Genomic DNA, 18,351 nt, shown 5'->3' with positions numbered 1-18,351 from the left:
AATCCGGCCAATGGATGCCCAACTTGTCCCGCGAGCAATCCGCCCGGCGTGCCGACCGCAACCGCAGCGCCCGCCGACATCGGCGCGCCGCCGCGCAGCCAATCATTGTAGCTGGTGCGCACAGAGTTCTGGCCCGCGTTGGTAATCGTCTGCGCGGCGGTTGTGACCCAACCATTCGTACTGGTCGTTTCCGGCGTTATCGTCGTTTGCCAGACGGACGCGCCGCCTGCACCCGATGCTGTCCAAACGCTGATCGCTGCGGCCTGCAATGTGGCGAGCGAGCTGGCAGACTTGATATCGTTGATGCCCAACTCGCAAATGACATTGCTGACGAGGCTGCGCACATCTCTCATTCGCCGCCAATGCGCAGTGTTGAAATCGGAAAGCTTGATGCTTGAGCGCGTCGCGCTGATCCAAGGCGCATTGCTCGCCAGAGCGCGTTCGACATAACCCGCAAAACCACTACCGTCGCAGTCCGCGCTGCGCTCACCCACGCCTGCGGCAATGCTGTCGCCGATGATTAGAGTGCTGGCCAGCGGGCTGCGCGTTTGACCAAAAATCATCGAAGGTCCGTAGGCGTTCCCGCCGCCTGTCGCCAAACCGCCCGTGCTTGCCGTCAAATCTGAGCCATCGGTGCGTCCTTCCGAAAGCCCGCCCGATTGAATGCGGCCAAGCGGCCAAGTCTGCCCAATGCTCGCGACAGACACGTAAATCCTGGTGAAGAAAGACGCACCGCCGGGAAGCTCCAAGCCAAACTCATCAGCGACAACTTCTGCGCCGGGCTGGATGGTCACAGTGTTCGCGCCGTTGAAAAACAGCGGATAGCTTACCCCGTTGTATTCAATCGCCGCCTTAACAGAAATTGCGTTGCCGTTGTCCACTTCGCCGGAGCTCTGCAGCCCCCAGTTGGCAAAGCCCACGCGAAGGCCGAAAACGATGGCGCTGCCGGCAATGGTGTGTCGGTTGCGATATGTGGTGCCTACCGAACCGGACGTGGTAAAGACCGGCGTTGAAGAACCCCCACCAAGCCTGCCATTTCTTGTTGAGACAGCGCGAGGCTGGCGCAAGCGCTGAAGATTTTTTGTCGCCTGCGCCGCCAGCCCCCGTGCAATGATATCGGTCATGTCGGTGTTCTCCTTACTGGCCAGCGCTGAGCTGAAAAACGCCGCCCGTGCCGCCGGTAAGCCGCACATATCCGCCGCCTTGAAACGTAACCGCTCCGGTGAACGGGGTGGCGATGCTGGTCAGTGTGTTAAAATTGAGGTCGAGACCCGACGCCGCATACCAGCTCGCGCCATCGGGCGACCACTGCGGCGTGTAAGCTGCGCTCGGCGCGGTGGTGACGACCACCGTGACCGAGGAATAGGCGCGCATGTCCTGCGCCGTCCCCGGGCTCGCCCATGCCGCGGGCGCAAGGTAGGAGGGCTGCACCATGCCGATCAGGTTTGATCCGGGCGGTGTGGCCCCGGTCACCGCAACTGGCATAGGCGTCACCGCACTGACCACCTGAGCGCTGCTATCCGGGTTGGCAAATGCAACTGCGTTGGCAGGGGCAAAGTAAGCGGGAAACGTTACTTGCGGATTGGACATAGTATGGCTCCATCGGGCAGGCATCGGATTGGGGATGCATCAAAATAACCAAATGGGTTATTGTAGGAAAGTAATTTATCCGATATAGCCAAAACGGCAGGATATCCGGCCGGGCGGGCGGCTTTTGCCGCATGCTTGACGCATAAGTCATATCGCGCTTGTGGCTTGCCGGGTTGGTCTGCACCGGCCATAGATTATACCTAGGGCATCCGCAGGGCGGGTGTATGGGGTGAAGTCGATGTGGCTACTGGATAAATTGCTTCGTCCACTGGTAAAGGCCGGCCGATTCATCGTGACCGACCATGATGGGACGCAATACGAGTATGGCGACGGTTCGGGCGAACCCATGCGCATCCGCTTCACCGATAAAGGCACAGCGCTGCACATCGCGAAAAACCCGCGGCTCGGCGCCGGTGAGGCCTACATGGATGGCCGGCTGGTGGTCGAACCGCCGCACGATGTGCGCGACTTCGTGCTCTACATTATGGGCCAGGGCAATCGGGAAGGCAGCGCGTTCAAACCCCGCGGGTTGCTGCGCCAACTTTTCGATAAGCTAGAGTCCCGGCTCGATCAGATCAACTTCATCTCGCGGTCGAGCAAGAATGTCCTGCATCATTATGGCCTTAATCGGCAGTTCTATGAACTTTTCCTTGATGTGGACCGGGTCTATTCAATGGCCTACTTCCGCGATCCGGCAAACAGTCTGGAACGCGCGCAGATCGACAAGAAGGCATTGATTGCCGCCAAGTTGCAGCTTGGCCCCGGCATGCGGGTACTCGATATCGGCTGTGGTTGGGGCGGGCTCGGACTCTACTTCCACCACCATTTCGGCTGCGAGGTTCTCGGCGTCAGCTTGGCACCCGATCAAGTGGCCTTTGCCAACGAGCGCGCCGCTGCGGCTGGCGTGGCGGATAAGGTCAAATTCCAGCTGATGGATTATCGCGACGTCACCGGCACCTTCGATCGCATCTCCAGCGTCGGCATGATCGAACATCTCGGCGCGCCGCACTACAAAGAGTACTTCTCCAAAACGCACAGCTTGCTGGCCGAAGACGGAGTGATGCTGACCCACACCATCGGCCGCGCGGGCGAACCAGGGCCGACCGACAAATGGGCCCGCACCTACATTTTTCCAGGCCATCACCTGCCAGCAATGAGCGAAGTGCTCACCGCGACCGAGCGGACCGGCTGGAAAGTCGCAGACTTCGAGATCCTGCGCACCCACTATGCCTATACGCTGGCGGAATGGTATCGCCGCACGACGCTGCATCAGGCAGAGATTACTGCCATGTTCGACGCCCGGATGTTCCGCATGTGGCAATTCTATCTGGTGGGGGCCGAGCAAGGCTTTCGCAGCGGCAATCTGGTCAATTTTCATGTCCAGACGGTCAAGAAACATGGCGTCCTGCCGATGACGCGGGACTACATCCAGCAAGAAACCGCGCGGTTGGCCGCGCTCGATGAGGCGCCGCAGTGGCATCTCGAACCAAAGGGCTGAGGACCGCCCGTCGATGAGCATGCTCCTGCTCGGTGCCGCGCTTAAACGTCTGGTTACGCATGGCACCCTGACCGTGACGGAAGCCTCGGGCCGCGCACACCGCTATGGCATGGCCACAGCGGGCTGGCCCGATCTGGGCCTGCATTTCCATGACAAGGGCGTTCCAGGCGCCCTTGCGCGCAACCCCAGCCTTGGCATGGGCGAGGCGTTCATGAACGGTCGCCTCACGATCGAGGGCGGCGATATCATGGATTTTGTCGGCTTCATCCGGCGCAACAACCCGTGGGATAAAGCTGGCGATCTCGACAATCTTGGCATGATTGAAAAAATCCGCGTCGCGATCATGAACCGAATCGATCAGGTCAACCAACGCGCCTCATCACGCCGCAATGTGGCGCACCATTATGATCTGGACGACCGCCTCTACGATCTCTTCCTTGATCCCAACCGCCAATATTCGTGCGCCTACTGGGCCGACGGGGTCAGCTCGCTGGAGGAGGCCCAGCTTGCTAAAATGGATCACATCGCTGCCAAGCTGACGCTCGCGCCGGACATGCAGGTCCTCGATATCGGCTGCGGCTGGGGCGGCCTTGCGCTGCATCTGCACCGGATTTCTGGCGCTGCGGTTCATGGCATCTCGCTCAGCACCGAGCAGATCGCCTATGCCAAAGCGTGGGCAGCGCGGGAGGGCGTCGCGGACAAGGTTACGTTCGAGCTGATAGATTACCGCGATGTGCCCGGGCGGTTTGACCGGATCGTGTCGGTGGGCATGTTCGAGCATGTCGGCGTGCCCAATTTCCCGTCATTTTTCAGCAAATGTCACAATCTTCTCGAAGATCAGGGCGTGATGCTGCTGCATACGATCGGCCGTTCAGGGCCTCCCGGCATCACCGACGATTTCACCCGGAAATACATTTTTCCCGGCGGCTATATTCCGGCTCTCAGCGAGACGATGCGCGCGGTCGAACCGTGCAAGCTGATGCTAACTGATTGCGAAGTGCTACGGCGTCATTATGCACCCACTTTGCGCGAATGGTACGCGCGCTGCGTGGCCCATGAAGCGCGCCTGACAGAGCTTTACGACGCGCGCTTCACCCGGATGTGGCTATTCTACCTCGCAGGGGCGGCCACCGCGTTCGAATATGGCGATCTGGTCAATTTCCAGCTTCAATTGGTGCGCAATCGCGATGCCTTGCCCCTTACCCGCAATTACATCGGGATAGCTGAAGATCGCTACGCCGCGCTGCGACAGCTTCCGGCCTGACGCAAAACAGCAATTCCCAGCGGCTTCAGAATTCGCGACTTACACCGAGGAAGGACTGGCGGAAGCACGCTCCCGCCAGTCCAGTATCGTGCCCCAGGTCATCACCAGCAACGCAGGCAAAGACCAGAACCCCGCAAGGTTCAAAAGGATGAATTGCGGCATTCCGGCCTGCGTCGGGGTCAAGGCCAAAGTCGCGACCGTCAGAGTTTGCATCGCTGCAAACCAGATTGGCCAATAGCGATCCGAAGTGAGTGCAAGGGACCAGGCGACCAGCAAAATGAAGCAATCTGAAAAAATTGACAGATACGCCAAATCGCTGGTCGTCATCATCAAGCTCATCGCAACCAACACAACACTGATCGCAACCAGTCCTGCGGCTATCGCTCGTTCCAGAACGAGCCCGTAAGCAAATGCCGCCGCTAGGTTGCAAAACAGATTGAGCCAGAAAAGAACAAATACGATGACGTTCAGCAATCCTGCACTCCCTTCGCCGCCGTTACGCTACCGCGCGCTCGGGTTTGGAGGTTGAAACAAGCTTCCAGATCCCGATCGGGCAGCCAAAATTGGTCTCCTTGAGGTTGCTGTGGGCCAACAGGCGGTTCATTTCGCGGATCGAGTCAGAGACCTTTTCCCGGCTCGCGACCAAGCAGCCGAGGCCTTCGGCCATGGCTTGCAGGGCTGGCTGGGTGAGCGGCATGGCAAGGTGCGATTCCTGCGTGGCTTCGATGAAGCTCGTCGCAAGGCGCATTTGCTGGATCAGCGCCTGATCGATCGCGCCATTCATTTCCTGAGCATCATTGGTGACGACGCGGACCGATGCTTCACGAAAGTTGATCATGGACAACTCCTATCTTCCTTTAGAGGAGCCATGATTATACAATCACTTAGACCAGTTCGTGAAAAAGATCAAAACAAGAACGACGAGAATCAGGGAAGATGCAGCCATTATCGACACAGTAATGATCTGCAGAACAGAGAAAACTCTTTCCATCAACGAAAGTGAGTTGCGAATCCCCCCCATGGCTGGAAGCGAGATTGAAATTCTAGGGGCGCCGCTGTTGACAGGCTGCTCTTTGTCATAGGGAGCCGAGTGCCCCGATTCGCGATTTTCACTGTACCAGTTCGCCAATGCAGTCCGGTTTGCCAAACCAACCGCATGCATGGCCGCCGAGATATGGTTGTCGACGGTAGATGGCGATATGCCAAGCTCGCGCGCGATCTCCTTTGAGCTAAAGCCTTTGGCGACAAGCGCGATGCAACTCGCTTGGCGAGATGAGAGGCGAGTTGTTCGCCCATCCGCAGGATGAGTCGCCGCTATTTCTGTTCTCCTCGCGCCGATCATGTCAGTTCGTCCGACACCGCGCATCTCCAACTGATTCCATTTTGGCAGAAAGGTCCGTTTCGGGTCTACCCGCAAGGCGTTGACGATCGTGGCAACGTTGGACCTTGAGCTAGGCTCGAACCGTTCACATTGCGCCAAAACGGCCAGCAATGGTTAATCTCTATCCAATTTCGAGCAATCTAGAGATGACCTTAGGCAATCATCCTGCGCCTCTAGGCAGGCTTCTCCAGCGCGTTTCGGACCGGACCGCGCTTTAATCCTGTTACGCGAAAGGCGGATTGGCCATTGCTCCGGAGGGTTGTCGCGGGCTTGGGATGTCCCGGCAGCTGCTATCCGTCGGGAGGTCCAACTCCCGACCCGCTGACCCCGCGCAGGGCGATCACCTCGATCGCGCTGTGTTCGCTGAGAATTGAAGTCGAGACGAAAAAGCACTTTCTGGAAACCGTGGCCGCGCCTGTTTGATCGGGCTGGTGCCGCCACGGCCTTCCCGGCTTGCCCAGCGCCCGCGCGGTTGACGCAGGCATAGGTTGCGATCATTGCGCCTGCCTGTTACGCGCCGCCGCTCGAAAAGCAGTCCGGCAATTCAGGGGATCAACCTGCCATGTCCGATATCAAGCGTGTTGTTCTTGCCTACTCCGGCGGCCTCGATACCAGCGTCATCCTGAAATGGCTGCAAGTGACCTATGGCTGCGAGGTAGTCACATTCACGGCCGATCTCGGACAGGGCGAAGAACTCGGCCCTGCGCGCGCCAAAGCCGAGCTGATGGGCGTTCGCCCCGAGCATATCTACGTCGATGATCTGCGCGAGGAGTTCGTTCGCGATTTCGTATTTCCGATGATGCGCGCCAATGCCCGCTACGAAGGCGATTACCTGCTCGGCACCTCAATCGCCCGGCCGCTGATTTCCAAGCGTCTGATCGAAATCGCTCGCGAAACTGGTGCCGACGCGGTCGCGCATGGCGCAACCGGCAAAGGCAACGATCAGGTCCGTTTCGAACTTTCGGCCTATGCGCTCAATCCCGGCATTAAGGTGATTGCGCCGTGGCGGGAATGGGACCTGACCAGCCGCACCGCCCTCATCGCCTGGGCGGAAGCGCACCAGATCCCAGTGCCCACCGACAAGCGCGGCGAAAGCCCGTTCTCGACCGATGCCAACCTGCTCCACACCTCGTCGGAAGGCAAAGTGCTCGAAGATCCATGGGCCGAAGTGCCGGACTACGTCTACAGCCGCACCGTCAACCCGGAAGACGCGCCTGACCAGCCGGAATACATCACCATCGAATTCGAGAAGGGCGACGGCACCGCGCTGAATGGCGAGGCGATGTCGCCTGCCGCCTTGCTCGCCGCGCTCAACGATCTCGGCCGCAGGCACGGCATCGGGCGGCTCGATCTCGTTGAAAACCGTTTCGTTGGCATGAAAAGCCGCGGGATGTATGAAACCCCGGGAGGCGAGATCTATGCCCGCGCGCATCGCGGCATCGAGAGCATCACGCTTGATCGCGGCGCGGCGCACCTGAAGGACGAGCTCATGCCCAAATACGCCGAGCTCATCTACAATGGCTTCTGGTTCACGCCAGAACGAGAGATGCTGCAGGCGGCGATCGATCACAGCCAGACGCGCGTCAACGGCACCGTGCGCCTCAAGCTATACAAGGGCGTGGCCTCGGTCGTCGGCCGCAAATCGCCCGACAGCCTCTATTCTGAAGCGCACGTCACGTTCGAAGACGATGCGGGCGCTTATGATCAGAAGGATGCCGCCGGCTTTATCAAGCTCAATGCGCTGCGCCTTCGCCTGCTGGCGCAGCGGGGTCGCTGAACTGGCAGCCCGCTCGCCGCGTTCAAGGCTTGGTCAGTTGCCCGCGAATGGCGCCCTTGGGAAACTCGGCGGTGTGGACATTGATATAGTATGAAGCCGGGTCGGCCAGAATGGGCTTGAGCTTGGCCGGCTCCATCGCAACGCATTCATCGCTGCCAGCACCGGTTACGGCAAGCGGCACGACCACGTCCCCATCGCTGCCTGCCGCTCCGCTATGCAGGTGGGCGGCGCTCGCGGTCCCGATCTTTGCGGCTGTCAGCGTGTAGCAAAAGTCTCCCGTTTCGCCATCCGCCTCAACTTTGAAAGTGCCGCTGCCTTCCGCACTGCCGCCACCCGTTTCATTTCCGCCGCCAAGGGTTGCGGTCAACGTGACGGGAGCAGCCACGGCAGGCGCGCCTCCGATCATGATAAGAACTGCTGCGGCCAAAAGCGCCGATTTCGTGGATTTTCGAGCAACTGCGGTGAACAGGGGCATCGTATCTCTCCTTCGTCCAGACAGGGACCGATCCGCGGCACAAGCCAGATAGACTCAAGCGATCAGAGCCGCTTTTCGCACTATGAATGTACGCCTCAATCCTTGCTGTTCCAAGCGATCATCCCAAGCAATGTTCCCAAGCAATTTTCAGTGCAGCGCGTCGGCCATTCCGTCTGGCACGCTGCCTGCGGCTTCCTTGGTGACGGGCATTGCGCTCTTCGCGCTCTTGAGAAACAAGATCAACGGGATGGCTACAAAGCTGACGACCGCCATCAACAGAAAATCGTTTATGTAGGCGATCATGGCGGCCTGCTGGTTGATCATGCCATCGGCCGCCGCGATCATCGCGGCGCTGGCATCGCCATAGGCGGTGATCCGGTCTAGATCGAAGGGGACCGAAAGCCGGGTAACCTCTGCGCCTAGTTCCGCGTGGTTCACTTGAATGTCGCGGCCGAGCAGGAAGGTGGCAACCGCGATGCCGATCGACGCACCGAGATTGCGCATCATGTTGACCAGCCCCGAAGCATCGGTCCGATACGCAGGGGGCAGCGTCGCAAACGTGATCAAATTGGCCGGAATGAACACCAGGCTGATGCCCATCCCCTGGACAAACCCGCTCAGCACTATTGGCCAGGTCGGCATGATGTCAGACCATCCGGTCATCAGCCAGAATGAAAAGCCGGTAATGCCAAAGCCGCAGGCCAGCATCATGCGCGGATCGCTTTTTGCCATGAGCCGGGAAAACAGCATGATGAAGAGCAGTGTCCCCACCCCGCGCGGCGCAAGCAGCAACCCGGCATCGATCACCGGATAGCGATAGATTGTCTGGAGCAGGCTCGGCAGCAGCGCCATCACCGACATCATGGTCATGCCCATGATGAACGTGAACAGCAGACCGCCAAGGAAATTTCGGTCGGTAAACATCGCAGGTGGAAACAACGGGTTCCGGGCAGCAGCAAAGTGCACCACCCCCATCCAGAAGCAACTGAGCGAGAGAACCAGGTAAGACACCACCTCACCCGACTCGAACCAATCCTGCGAAGGTCCGCGATCAAGCAACAGTTGCAAACCCGAGACCGCCCCAGCGACCAGCGCCCAGCCCAACAAGTCGATCTTGCGCGCGGGTCCCACTGTCCGGGGCATGCACAGTGCGATGATGACCAGACACGCAATGCCAAGGGGGATGTTAACGAAAAAGACCCAGCGCCAATCGAGATTCTCAGTGAGATAACCACCGAGCATCGGACCGGCGATCGGACCAAGCATGACCCCTTGGGTGAACAGCGCCATCATTTTGGGCCGCTCCGACGGCGTGCTCGTATCGATTGTAACGGTCTGTGCCAGTGGCCCGAGAAAGGCACCGGCAAGCCCTTGGAGCACACGAAACAGCACCATTTGCTCCAGGCTCTGCGCCAATCCGCAAAGGATCGAGGCCAGCGTGAACAAAGTCACCGAACCCAGCAGCATGGTCCGCGTGCCCAGTCTGCTGACCAGCCAGCCCACGAGAGGCAGCGCGACCGCCGAGGCCAATACGTAGCTCGTGAGCACCCAGGTGACCGTATCCTGCGTGGCCGAGAGCGATGACTGCATATGTGGCAGCGCCACATTGGCAATCGTCGTATCGAGCACTTGCATGACCATGGCGCCCATCACGCCGACAAGCAGCCAACCGCGATGCTTCACTACCAACGCCGGCACTTCAACGTTGACCGGTGTTTTGCGGGCCGGGGAATCAGCGCTTGCCGACATGCACCTTTACCTTGGCGCTAAGCCCGGCGATCAGCGGGCGATCAGCCTTCCCATCGATCGTGATGCGCACGGGCACCCGCTGGATCACCTTGACCCAATTGCCGGTGGCGTTTTGCGCAGGCAGCACCGAAAATTCCGAGCCAGTCCCCGCGCCGATGCTCTCGACATGCCCTTTGAGCTTCATGCCCGGGTATGCGTCGATGCTGATGTCCGCCGGTTGCCCCGGCTGCATCCGGCCCAAGTCGGTTTCCTTGAAATTGGCATCGATCCGTGCGCTGCCCGCGCGCACAATGCTCACCATTGGCACGCCGGGAAACACCATCTGCCCGGCCATCATGCGCCCCGATTGCGCGATCCGGCCCGATGCTGGCGCACGCACGACGGTGCGCTCAAGATTGAGCGCGGCGGTGGCGCGCTGCGATTGCGCTGCCGCGATTGCGGGATTGAGGCCGGGAACCTGACTGCCGTTGGCCAACTGGGCGCGCGCCTTGACGACTTCTGCTTCGACCGAGGCCAGCCGGTCGCGCGCCGAGGCGACCGCATGCTCGGCTATATCCATTCGCGCGCGGGTGTTGAAGCCGCGGTCGAGCAGCGCCTTCTCGCGCGCGAGGGTGGATTGCGCGAGCACGAGATCGTCGCGCGCGCCCGCCAGCTCGGCCGCATTCGCGCCCACTTCCGCTTGAAGCCCGGTTATCCGGGCCTGTGCGGCCGCGATCTGTGCGTCGGCCTGTGCCACCGCCACCCGGTAAGGCGAAGGATTGATGGTGAACAACACATCGCCTGCGTTAACCTGCTGGTTTTCCCGCACATTGGCGGATTCAACCAGTCCGGTAACTTCGCCCGCTACCGCCACAATGTCCGCCTTGATGTAGGCATTGTCGGTCGAAACCACGTCCGGACTGCTGAACCAGTACCACAAGCCGCCGCCAACGATCAGTACCGGGCCGATCAGCATCAGCCCGGGCCGCAGCCGGCGGGCCAGAGGTTGGTTCCTAGCTTTCATGGCGGGCGCAGGCGCCGCATTGATCACGGATACGGGATCGGCCTCAGCCATGCGCCTGCTTCCCTTCCAATGGCAGATCGTCTGAGAGATTGCTGCGCAGGCGGCCAAGGAGATCGAGCAACTGGGTGTGCTCGGCCTCGCTAAAGCCATGCAGGACTTCGGCAAACACCTCGTCCGCGCAGCCCCTGAGGCGGTCCATCAAAAGCCCGGCGGCGGGAGTCACATAAAGCAGCCAGGCGCGGCGGTCGGCCGGATCCGATTGGCGCTCGACCAGCCCTGCCTTTTCCAACCGGTCGATCATCCGGCCTGTCGTGATGGTTTCAACCTCAAGCCAGGCGGCCAGCGCCACTTGATTGAGGCCCGGCGTGCGGGTGAGCGCCACGAGCACCCGCCATTGCGGGCCGGTGACGCCAAATCTTCGCGCGGCGATGTCAAAGCGCTTGCGAAACAAGCGCCCAACGTCAGCGGCAATGAACGCGATGTTATCCTGCATTGCAGCAATTTATCTACCATGCTTACTAAATGCAAGATTGTTATAAGCTGCGCGTCCTAAGGGGCAAACACGCGCAATCGATCGATGACTTTCGCCCTCCCAAATTCGCTGCTTGCGGGGGGCCGCCCGGACGGGTTAAGCTATCGGTTAAACACATGGGAGAACCAAAATGGATAGCTACCTGAAGCACTACATCAATGGCAAATGGGTCGACAGCATCGGCGGCACGCGTCACGAAGTGATTTCGCCATCGACCGAAGAGGCCTGCACCGAAATCACGCTCGGCACGAAGGCCGATGTCGATGCCGCCGTTGCCGCCGCGCGCGAAGCGTTCAAGACCTTTCGCAAGACCTCCCGCGAAGAGCGCCTTGCGCTGCTGACGCGGATCGTGGAAGAAATGCAGAAGCGCGCCCCCGATCTGGCCCGCTCGATGGCCAACGAAATGGGCGCGCCGGTCAGCTTTGCCCAAGCAGCGCAAGTAGGCGCGGGCATCAGCGGCTTCCTCGGCACGATTTCCGCGCTCAAGGACTTTTCGTTCAGCGAGCGCATGGGGCCAAACATGGTGGTCTACGAGCCAATGGGCGTGGTCGGCATGATCACCCCGTGGAACTGGCCGCTGAACCAGATCGCACTCAAGGTTGCCCCTTCGATCGCCAGCGGCAATACGATGGTCTTGAAGCCTTCGGAAGAATGCCCCGGCAACGCCGCGATCTTCGCTGAAATCCTCGATGCGGCAGGCGTGCCCCCCGGCGTGTTCAATCTCGTGCAGGGTGATGGCGTCGGGGTCGGTACAGCCATCTCGTCGCACCCTGACATCGAAATGGTGAGCTTCACCGGATCGACCCGCGCCGGCATTCTGGTCGCCAAAGCAGCTGCCGATACGGTCAAGCGCGTCCATCAGGAACTGGGCGGTAAATCGCCCAACATCGTTCTGCCCGATGCCCGCTTTGAAGAAGTTCTGCCGCCCACCGTGCAGGGCGTGCTCATCAACACCGGGCAAAGCTGCATCGCGCCGACCCGCATCCTCGTCCAGAAAGAGCGCACGACCGAAGCTGCCGGGTTCATCAAAGCGATGTTCGAAGGCACCAAGGTCGGCGATCCGATGCTCGAAGGCATGCACATCGGGCCGGTTGTCAACAAGGCTCAGTACGAGAAGATCCAGGGGCTGATCCAGTCCGCCATCGATGAAGGCGCAACGCTTGAAACCGGCGGTACCGATCGCCCAGCCGATCTCAACCGCGGCTTTTACATCAAGCCTACGGTGTTCTCCGGCGTGACGCCCGACATGCGCATCGCGCAAGAGGAAATCTTCGGTCCCGTTGCCACGATCATGGCCTATGACACGATCGAGGAAGCGATCGATATCGCCAATGACACTGCCTACGGTTTGTCGGCGGTGATCTCGGGCGATCCGGCCAAGGCAGCGGAAATCGCACCGGAGCTGCGCGCGGGCATGGTAGCGATCAACAACTGGGGCCCTTCGGCAGGAATGCCGTTTGGCGGATACAAGCAATCGGGCAACGGACGCGAAGGCGGCCTGTTCGGTCTCAAGGACTTCATGGAAATCAAGGCTGTCAGCGGCGCTCCCGCCTGACACCCGAAGGCTGCGCGGTCAGGCGGGGTTGCCCCCTGACCGCCAGCACTTTCACTTTCATTCATAATATAGCCTATAAATCTGAACGACAGCCAACTGTCTATTCAGGCTAAAGCCAGCGCGAATCGCGCATTCTTTGCTCATCGGCCCGTGCTGACCCGCACCGCGCCGACCAACCCCAGAGCAAAGGACATGGCTATGAAGACTTATCTTAAAGCGATCACCAGCGGACTGGTAATGGGCGCGGCGCTGATGATCGGCCCTGCGGCAATCGCTCATGACGAGAGCATCTATGGCGGCTACGGCTTTCGCGGCGATGTGATCGGCGGCGACCGGTGGGGCCAGCGCGCAGGATATCTCGTGCAATCCACCTGTTCGGGCGAGCGCGGCCTTCAGGTCCAAAGGCGCCTCAATCGCGAAATCCGCTTTGGCAACCTCGATCGCTGGAACGCCCGGCGCATTCAAAACGATATTGATCGCCTGCGGTTTCAGGAAGCACGAGAATGCCGCCAGGGCGATTTTCGCTCAGCGCGCAGGATCGGGCGGGAATACAGCCGCATCGATGCGCGGATCGATTCTGTCAGCGGCCACCTCGATCGCGGATGGCACCATTGAGCGCTTACCCGCGACCGCGATACGAAGCGACGCCCTGCTCGGGAAGCCACAGGCCCTCGGGCGGGGCGCCGGATTGCCAGAAAACATCGATCGGGATGCCCCCGCGCGGATACCAGTAACCGCCGATCCGCAGCCAGCGCGGGCTCATTTCGCCAAACAGGCGCTGCCCGATGCCGACCGTCACATCTTCGTGAAACCCGGCGTGATTGCGAAAGGCGCCCAAAAACAGCTTGAGCGCCTTTGATTCGACAATCGTCTCGCCCGGGGCATAATCAATTACGATGTGCGCGAAATCGGGCTGACCGGTGACAGGGCAGAGCGAGGTAAACTCAGGCACGGCAAAGCGCACCAGATAGAGCGCTCCAGGGCGGGGATTGGGCACATAATCAAGCACCGCCGCCTCGGGCGAGGCCGGCATTGCGCTGGCCTTGCCAAGGTAACGCGGGCCGCCAGTATCAGTCATGGACGCAGCACTCCTGCAGAAAATCGGGCCCATGCACCCGCCGCGCGCGCAGGGCAAGACGGTGCGGTGGGCCAGCACGCGCTGGTCAATAGCGCACCGCCTCGCCTGCTCAATCTTTCTAATCGGCATGAGGCGCATTAGGGGGTGACGCCCGCTCAACGGAGGGTTAATCAGGACCGCAAGCGAGCCACGCAAAGCCGGGCCGCACCAAAACGGCAGGAGCTTGATTGCATGGATTTGCTGGTCTCGACGAATTGGCTTGCCCAGGAAATGGGCGCGAGCGATTTGCGCATCGTCGATGCGAGTGCTTTTCTTCCCGAGCATGCCCGCGACGCCGCCCTCGAATATGAGGCATGCCACATCCCGGGCGCGGTATTCATGGATATCGCCAATCTCACCGATCCCGCGCAGCCGGGAATGAATATGCTCCCCTCGCCGGAGAAATTCGCCAGCCGCATGCAAAGCCTCGGTCTTGGCGATGGCAGCCGGATCGTTGTCTATGATGACAGCCCGATCAAGTCGGCGGCGCGCGGGTGGTTCATGCTGACCATGTTCGGTGCAACCAATGTCGCGCTGCTCGATGGCGGTATCGCCAAGTGGAAGGCCGAGGGGCGGCCTTGCGCGCAAGGCAAGCATACCCTGCGTCACCGCCATTTCACCGTCTGGAGCGACAACCGCAGCGTGCGCACCAAGGCGCAGATGCTGGCCAATCTGGCTTCGCGCGACGAGCAAGTGGTCGATGCGCGCGGGGCCGGCCGGTTCACTGGCGATGTCGCGGAAACCAAGCCCGGCCTTGCCAGCGGCCACATCCCCGGCGCGCGCAATGTGCCTTATTCCAGCCTGTTTGAACCCGATGGCACCTGGAAAAAGCCCGAAGCGCTGCGTGCCGCTTTTGGCGAGGCGGGTGTCGACCTTGAAAAGCCGCTTGTGGCTAGCTGCGGATCGGGCATGACCGCCAACGTGCTAATCTTCGCGCTTCATCTGATAGGCAAGGAGGACGTCGCGCTTTATGACGGCAGCTGGAGCGAATGGGGTGCTGATCCCGACGCGCCAAAGGAACTGGGCGCCGCAAGGTAGGCTAAGCGGCCGAACAACGGCTTGCGAGAGCGCGGAAATCCTGCTTTTCCGTCTGGCATGAAAGATCCGCACAACAAAGCGTTGGGCATCGGCACCCGTCTTGTCGGTGCCGGGCGGCGGTCGGCGTGGACCGGCACCGCCGACCATCCGGGTGCCGTGGTCAACCCGCCGGTCTACCGTGCGAGCACGCATCTTTATCCCGACATGGCGGCGTTGCGGGCTCATCCAGCGAATGTCGACGGCCTGTTTTACTATGGCCGGCGCGGCGCTCCCACCCAATGGGCGCTCGCCGAAGCGCTGACCGCGCTGGAGCCCGGCGCAGAGGGAACCGTGCTCTATCCATCTGGCGTTGCCGCAATCATGGGTGCGCTGCTCGCCGTTCTGCGCCCGGGCGACGTTCTGTTGATGACTGACAACGCCTATGAACCCAGCCGCGCGATGGGGCGCGGGCTGCTGCGCGATTTCGGGGTGGAAACGCGCTGGTTCGATCCTCTCGATGCCGCCGCGTTCGAGGCCGCGATCTGCCCGCGTACCAAGGCGGTACTGCTCGAATCGCCCGGTAGCCTGACGATGGAAGTCTGCGATGTTCCCGCTTTTGCAGCGCTCGCCCATGCGCACGGCCTCACTGTGTTGCTCGATAACACCTGGGCTTCGCCGCTGGGCTTCCCGGCGCTGCAAATGGGGGCCGATATCGCGGTGATGAGCCTGACCAAGCATGTCGGCGGACACAGCGATGCGATGATGGGAAGCGCCAGCGCAGGCCCCGCATGGCACCGCAGATTGCGCCTGCGCGCGCAAGGGCTAGGTCAGGTCACTTCGCCCGATGACGCATCGCTGATGCTGCGCGGCCTGCGCACGATGGCGCTGCGGCTGGCGCAGGAAACCGCATCGGCGCTGGCGATTGCCGAGTGGCTGAGCGCGCGGCCCGAAGTGGCGCGGGTGCTGTGCCCGATGCTGCAGGGATCGCCCGGGCATGCGCTATGGCAGCGCGATTTCTCCGGGGGCTGCGGATTGTTCAGCTTTGTGCTGAAAGGCGGCACATCGGCGGCGCGCGATGCGCTTATCGATGCGCTGAAACTGTTCGGGATCGGCTTTTCGTGGGGCGGGTTCGAAAGCCTTGCCACCCCGGTCGATCCTGCTGCTATCCGCACCGCGAGCGTCTGGCCGCTGCCGGGGGCAGACCCAGATGACCGGTTCGCCGTGCGGCTGTCGATCGGGCTGGAGGATCCTGCGGACCTGATCGCTGATCTGGAGCGCGGGCTCGCCGTGTGGGGCGCTGCAGCGTGAGCACCTGGTCGAAGCTGCTCCGGCAGGTAAACACGCAGATCAACGAATGGGCAAGTTCACTCGACGATGTCGGCTTCGATATCGGCCGCACGCATATCTCGCTGTTTAATGCAGTGTGGATGATACTGGTGGTTATCGCGGTGTTCGTCTTCGGCCGCGTGGTGAGCCGGGTCGGACGGCGGCTGGTGCGCAGCATGAAAGGCCTCGACGGAACGCAGCGCGCGCTCGGCGAAAAGCTGATGACGGTGACGGTGTGGAGCATCGCGGTGCTGGTCGGCATCGATGCGATGGGCATTAACCTGACCACCTTGACGGTGTTTTCGGGCGCGTTTGGCCTCGCGGTCGGCTTTGGCCTGCAAAAGACCTTTGGCAACCTGATTGCAGGCGTGATCCTGCTCATGGATCGTTCGATCAAGCCGGGCGACGTGATCGCCTTGACCGATACCAAGGGCAGCACCATCGGCGAAGTGCGGACCATCGGGGTGCGCGCAGTTTCAGTGACAACGCTCGATAACCGCGAGATCCTGATCCCCAACGAGATCTTGATGACCACGCAAGTGGAAAACTGGTCTTACGCCTCGCGCATGGTGGGGATCACCATTCCGATCAACGTCGCCTATGGCAGCGATATTGCGCTGGCCGAGCGGCTGCTGGTGGAAGCCGCGCGGACCGTGCCGCGTGTGCTGGCAGAGCCTCAGCCTTCGGTGCTGCTCCACGCCTTCGGAGCGAGCGGGATCGAGCTCTTGATCTATGTCACGATCGAGGACCCGGAGAACGGCATCGCCAATGTGCGCTCGGATGTGCTCAAAGCAGCATGGCACAGCCTGAAAGCCCACAGCGTGGAAATCCCCCTGCCCCAATCCGACGTGGCCCTGCGCGATTCAGATGGCCTCAAGCGGCTTGCGGCGGCGCTGGCGGAGCGCGGAGTGGGCGAACCTTCCGCCCCGCGCTAAAGTTGATCTAGCCCGCCCCCTAGCTTTCCTCGCTGGCGATTGATGGGCCAAACGACCATCTGCCAGCCATGGACACTACGCCTACCCATATCGGAACAGTCTTCCTTGTCGGCGCGGGTCCGGGCGATCCGGACTTGCTCACGCTGCGCGCGGCACGGCTGGTGATGGGCGCGAAGCTCATCATCCATGATGGTCTGGTTGATCCCGCGATCCTCGCGATGGCGCCTCCCGGCGCGCGGTATATCTCGGTGGCCAAGAGCCGTGCGCGCCATACCTTGCAGCAGGACGATATCAACGCGCTGCTGGTGCGCGAGGCGCGCATGGGGCGCGATGTCGTGCGCCTCAAAGGCGGCGATCCGTTCATTTTCGGTCGCGGCGGTGAAGAGGCTGAGGCATGCCGCGCGGCAGGGGTTCCGGTGGAGATCATTCCCGGCGTCAGCGCCGCGCTGGGTGCTGCCGCCGCCGCGCAGATCCCCCTCACCCACCGCGATAGCGCCTCGATCGTCTCGTTCGTGGCCGGGCAGTGCAAGGGTCTGGCCGAGCAGAACTGGGCCGGTCTGGCCGGAGCTGGCCGCACGCTGGTGATCTACATGGGCGTCGCCACCGGCGATGCGATCGCCGAGAAGCTGATCGCCGATGGCCTTGCCCCCGATATGCCGCTGGCGGTGATCGAAAACGCCTCGCGCCCGCAAATGCGCGTGCTGCGTGGCCCGCTGGCCGGGCTAGGTGCGTTGATCGCGCGCGAGAAGGTTAAGAGCCCGGCGCTGATCGTGATCGGTGACGTAACGGCGCGGGAGGACGCCAAAGCGCTCCTCCAGCTGGCGGAGAACGCGGCATGAAAATTCTCACCGGCAACGACCTCAAAACCGGCGATGTGGTGTGGTGGGACGGCCAAGACTGGTCGCGCGATGTCAACGACGCGGTCGACGTTGGCGCAGAGGCTGACGCCATTCTAGCCCGCGAAGACGCCGCCCTGCGCGTGAACGCAGGCTATGCGATCGATGCCCAGCGCACGGCCGATGGCGTGCGCCCGGCGCATATCAAAGACCGTATTCGTGCGCTCGGCCCTACTGTCCGGCTCGATTTCTCTCTCAAACCCGCTGACACCGACATTAGCGGATGGGTGCTCTGA

General features: G+C 61.4%; 20 protein-coding genes. 10 read left to right on the top strand and 10 right to left on the bottom strand.

Annotated elements, in window-relative coordinates; genetic code table 11:
• On the bottom strand, window positions 1–1,124 hold a 1,124-nt coding region (locus Q0O40_RS02000; RefSeq protein WP_295525523.1), incomplete at its 3' end, for an SGNH/GDSL hydrolase family protein.
• A gap of 13 nt (window positions 1,125–1,137) precedes the next feature.
• Window positions 1,138–1,590 (bottom strand): hypothetical protein, encoded by a 453-nt coding sequence (locus Q0O40_RS01995; RefSeq protein ID WP_295525520.1) that lies wholly within the window; start codon window positions 1,588–1,590, stop codon window positions 1,138–1,140.
• Window positions 1,591–1,882: 292 nt separating this feature from the next.
• Between Q0O40_RS01995 and Q0O40_RS01990 the strand changes: the two genes are divergently transcribed.
• Window positions 1,883–3,088 carry a cyclopropane-fatty-acyl-phospholipid synthase family protein gene (locus Q0O40_RS01990; protein ID WP_295525517.1) on the top strand — a complete coding sequence of 402 codons (1,206 nt, stop codon included), beginning with the start codon at window positions 1,883–1,885 and terminating at the stop codon, window positions 3,086–3,088.
• A gap of 19 nt (window positions 3,089–3,107) precedes the next feature.
• Window positions 3,108–4,352, top strand: a complete 1,245-nt coding sequence (locus Q0O40_RS01985) for a cyclopropane-fatty-acyl-phospholipid synthase family protein (RefSeq protein WP_295525532.1) — start codon at window positions 3,108–3,110, stop codon at window positions 4,350–4,352.
• Window positions 4,353–4,391: 39 nt separating this feature from the next.
• Here the strand turns inward: Q0O40_RS01985 and Q0O40_RS01980 are convergent, their stop codons facing one another.
• Genes Q0O40_RS01980 through Q0O40_RS01970 form a run of 3 tightly spaced genes read right to left on the bottom strand, consistent with a single transcriptional unit; the run spans window position 4,392 to window position 5,769 of the window.
• On the bottom strand, window positions 4,392–4,826 hold the full coding sequence (locus Q0O40_RS01980) for a hypothetical protein (protein WP_295525515.1): 435 nt from the start codon (window positions 4,824–4,826) through the stop codon (window positions 4,392–4,394).
• 22 nt (window positions 4,827–4,848) lie between these two features.
• Entirely contained in the window at window positions 4,849–5,190 is a 342-nt protein-coding gene (locus tag Q0O40_RS01975) for a hypothetical protein (RefSeq protein ID WP_295525512.1), read from the bottom strand.
• Window positions 5,191–5,232: 42 nt separating this feature from the next.
• Window positions 5,233–5,769 (bottom strand): LuxR C-terminal-related transcriptional regulator, encoded by a 537-nt coding sequence (locus Q0O40_RS01970; RefSeq protein ID WP_295525511.1) that lies wholly within the window; start codon window positions 5,767–5,769, stop codon window positions 5,233–5,235.
• Window positions 5,770–6,295: 526 nt separating this feature from the next.
• On the opposite strand from Q0O40_RS01970, the gene Q0O40_RS01965 reads away from it, so the two are divergent.
• Window positions 6,296–7,510 carry an argininosuccinate synthase gene (locus Q0O40_RS01965; protein ID WP_295525510.1) on the top strand — a complete coding sequence of 405 codons (1,215 nt, stop codon included), beginning with the start codon at window positions 6,296–6,298 and terminating at the stop codon, window positions 7,508–7,510.
• 22 nt (window positions 7,511–7,532) lie between these two features.
• On the opposite strand, the gene Q0O40_RS01960 is transcribed toward Q0O40_RS01965, so the two are convergent.
• From Q0O40_RS01960 to Q0O40_RS01945, 4 genes are all read right to left on the bottom strand, one after another.
• On the bottom strand, window positions 7,533–7,895 hold the full coding sequence (locus Q0O40_RS01960; protein ID WP_295525508.1) for a CHRD domain-containing protein: 363 nt from the start codon (window positions 7,893–7,895) through the stop codon (window positions 7,533–7,535).
• 237 nt (window positions 7,896–8,132) lie between these two features.
• Window positions 8,133–9,668 (bottom strand): DHA2 family efflux MFS transporter permease subunit, encoded by a 1,536-nt coding sequence (locus Q0O40_RS01955; protein WP_295525506.1) that lies wholly within the window; start codon window positions 9,666–9,668, stop codon window positions 8,133–8,135.
• Between the two features lie 49 nt (window positions 9,669–9,717).
• Complete coding sequence (locus Q0O40_RS01950; protein ID WP_295525504.1) at window positions 9,718–10,788, bottom strand: HlyD family secretion protein; 1,071 nt, start codon at window positions 10,786–10,788, stop codon at window positions 9,718–9,720.
• Window positions 10,781–11,230, bottom strand: a complete 450-nt coding sequence (locus Q0O40_RS01945; RefSeq protein ID WP_295525502.1) for a MarR family winged helix-turn-helix transcriptional regulator — start codon at window positions 11,228–11,230, stop codon at window positions 10,781–10,783. Before Q0O40_RS01945 ends, Q0O40_RS01950 begins: the two co-directional genes overlap by 8 nt.
• Window positions 11,231–11,399: 169 nt before the next feature.
• Here Q0O40_RS01945 and Q0O40_RS01940 point away from each other — a divergent pair, with 169 nt between their 5' ends.
• Together Q0O40_RS01940 and Q0O40_RS01935 are read left to right on the top strand one after the other, a co-directional pair.
• Complete coding sequence (locus Q0O40_RS01940) at window positions 11,400–12,824, top strand: aldehyde dehydrogenase family protein (RefSeq protein WP_295525500.1); 1,425 nt, start codon at window positions 11,400–11,402, stop codon at window positions 12,822–12,824.
• A gap of 198 nt (window positions 12,825–13,022) precedes the next feature.
• The gene (locus tag Q0O40_RS01935; RefSeq protein ID WP_295525498.1) at window positions 13,023–13,439 is read left to right on the top strand and encodes a hypothetical protein; all 417 of its coding nucleotides are present in this window, start codon (window positions 13,023–13,025) and stop codon (window positions 13,437–13,439) included.
• Window positions 13,440–13,443: 4 nt separating this feature from the next.
• Here Q0O40_RS01935 and queF read toward each other — a convergent pair whose 3' ends face one another.
• Window positions 13,444–13,902 (bottom strand): preQ(1) synthase, encoded by a 459-nt coding sequence (gene queF / locus Q0O40_RS01930; protein WP_295525496.1) that lies wholly within the window; start codon window positions 13,900–13,902, stop codon window positions 13,444–13,446.
• 231 nt (window positions 13,903–14,133) lie between these two features.
• Here queF and sseA point away from each other — a divergent pair, with 231 nt between their 5' ends.
• The 5 genes from sseA to Q0O40_RS01905 all read left to right on the top strand — a co-directional run bounded on the left by sseA (window position 14,134) and on the right by Q0O40_RS01905 (window position 18,351).
• Window positions 14,134–14,979: a 3-mercaptopyruvate sulfurtransferase gene (gene sseA / locus Q0O40_RS01925; RefSeq protein ID WP_295525494.1), complete on the top strand. Its 846-nt coding sequence runs from the start codon at window positions 14,134–14,136 to the stop codon at window positions 14,977–14,979.
• A gap of 57 nt (window positions 14,980–15,036) precedes the next feature.
• Window positions 15,037–16,266: a cystathionine beta-lyase gene (metC, locus tag Q0O40_RS01920; RefSeq protein ID WP_295525492.1), complete on the top strand. Its 1,230-nt coding sequence runs from the start codon at window positions 15,037–15,039 to the stop codon at window positions 16,264–16,266.
• Window positions 16,263–17,219, top strand: coding sequence for a mechanosensitive ion channel domain-containing protein (locus Q0O40_RS01915; protein ID WP_295525491.1), 957 nt, complete (start codon window positions 16,263–16,265; stop codon window positions 17,217–17,219). Before metC ends, Q0O40_RS01915 begins: the two co-directional genes overlap by 4 nt.
• Window positions 17,220–17,287: 68 nt before the next feature.
• Window positions 17,288–18,058 carry a uroporphyrinogen-III C-methyltransferase gene (gene cobA / locus Q0O40_RS01910; RefSeq protein WP_295525488.1) on the top strand — a complete coding sequence of 257 codons (771 nt, stop codon included), beginning with the start codon at window positions 17,288–17,290 and terminating at the stop codon, window positions 18,056–18,058.
• Complete coding sequence (locus Q0O40_RS01905) at window positions 18,055–18,351, top strand: DUF2849 domain-containing protein (RefSeq protein ID WP_295525486.1); 297 nt, start codon at window positions 18,055–18,057, stop codon at window positions 18,349–18,351. The genes cobA and Q0O40_RS01905 overlap by 4 nt, the downstream gene beginning before the upstream one ends.

Origin of the sequence: Novosphingobium sp. Chol11 (genome assembly GCF_945870625.1) — a bacterium.
In the GTDB taxonomy this organism is placed as follows: domain Bacteria; phylum Pseudomonadota; class Alphaproteobacteria; order Sphingomonadales; family Sphingomonadaceae; genus Novosphingobium.
This window is presented reverse-complemented; position numbering and strand designations above follow the sequence as displayed.

Bases quoted from the DNA above. Each gene is read 5' to 3' on its own strand.
- Q0O40_RS01940 (WP_295525500.1), top strand. From the start codon at position 11,400: ATGGATAGCTACCTGAAGCACTACATCAATGGCAAATGGGTCGACAGC.
- metC (WP_295525492.1), top strand. From the start codon at position 15,037: ATGAAAGATCCGCACAACAAAGCGTTGGGCATCGGCACCCGTCTTGTC.
- queF (WP_295525496.1), bottom strand. From the start codon at position 13,902: ATGACTGATACTGGCGGCCCGCGTTACCTTGGCAAGGCCAGCGCAATG.
- cobA (WP_295525488.1), top strand. From the start codon at position 17,288: ATGGACACTACGCCTACCCATATCGGAACAGTCTTCCTTGTCGGCGCG.
- Q0O40_RS01975 (WP_295525512.1), bottom strand. From the start codon at position 5,190: ATGATCAACTTTCGTGAAGCATCGGTCCGCGTCGTCACCAATGATGCT.
- Q0O40_RS01905 (WP_295525486.1), top strand. From the start codon at position 18,055: ATGAAAATTCTCACCGGCAACGACCTCAAAACCGGCGATGTGGTGTGG.
- Q0O40_RS01985 (WP_295525532.1), top strand. From the start codon at position 3,108: ATGCTCCTGCTCGGTGCCGCGCTTAAACGTCTGGTTACGCATGGCACC.
- Q0O40_RS01965 (WP_295525510.1), top strand. From the start codon at position 6,296: ATGTCCGATATCAAGCGTGTTGTTCTTGCCTACTCCGGCGGCCTCGAT.
- sseA (WP_295525494.1), top strand. From the start codon at position 14,134: ATGGATTTGCTGGTCTCGACGAATTGGCTTGCCCAGGAAATGGGCGCG.
- Q0O40_RS01945 (WP_295525502.1), bottom strand. From the start codon at position 11,230: ATGCAGGATAACATCGCGTTCATTGCCGCTGACGTTGGGCGCTTGTTT.
- Q0O40_RS01950 (WP_295525504.1), bottom strand. From the start codon at position 10,788: ATGGCTGAGGCCGATCCCGTATCCGTGATCAATGCGGCGCCTGCGCCC.
- Q0O40_RS01995 (WP_295525520.1), bottom strand. From the start codon at position 1,590: ATGTCCAATCCGCAAGTAACGTTTCCCGCTTACTTTGCCCCTGCCAAC.
- Q0O40_RS01935 (WP_295525498.1), top strand. From the start codon at position 13,023: ATGAAGACTTATCTTAAAGCGATCACCAGCGGACTGGTAATGGGCGCG.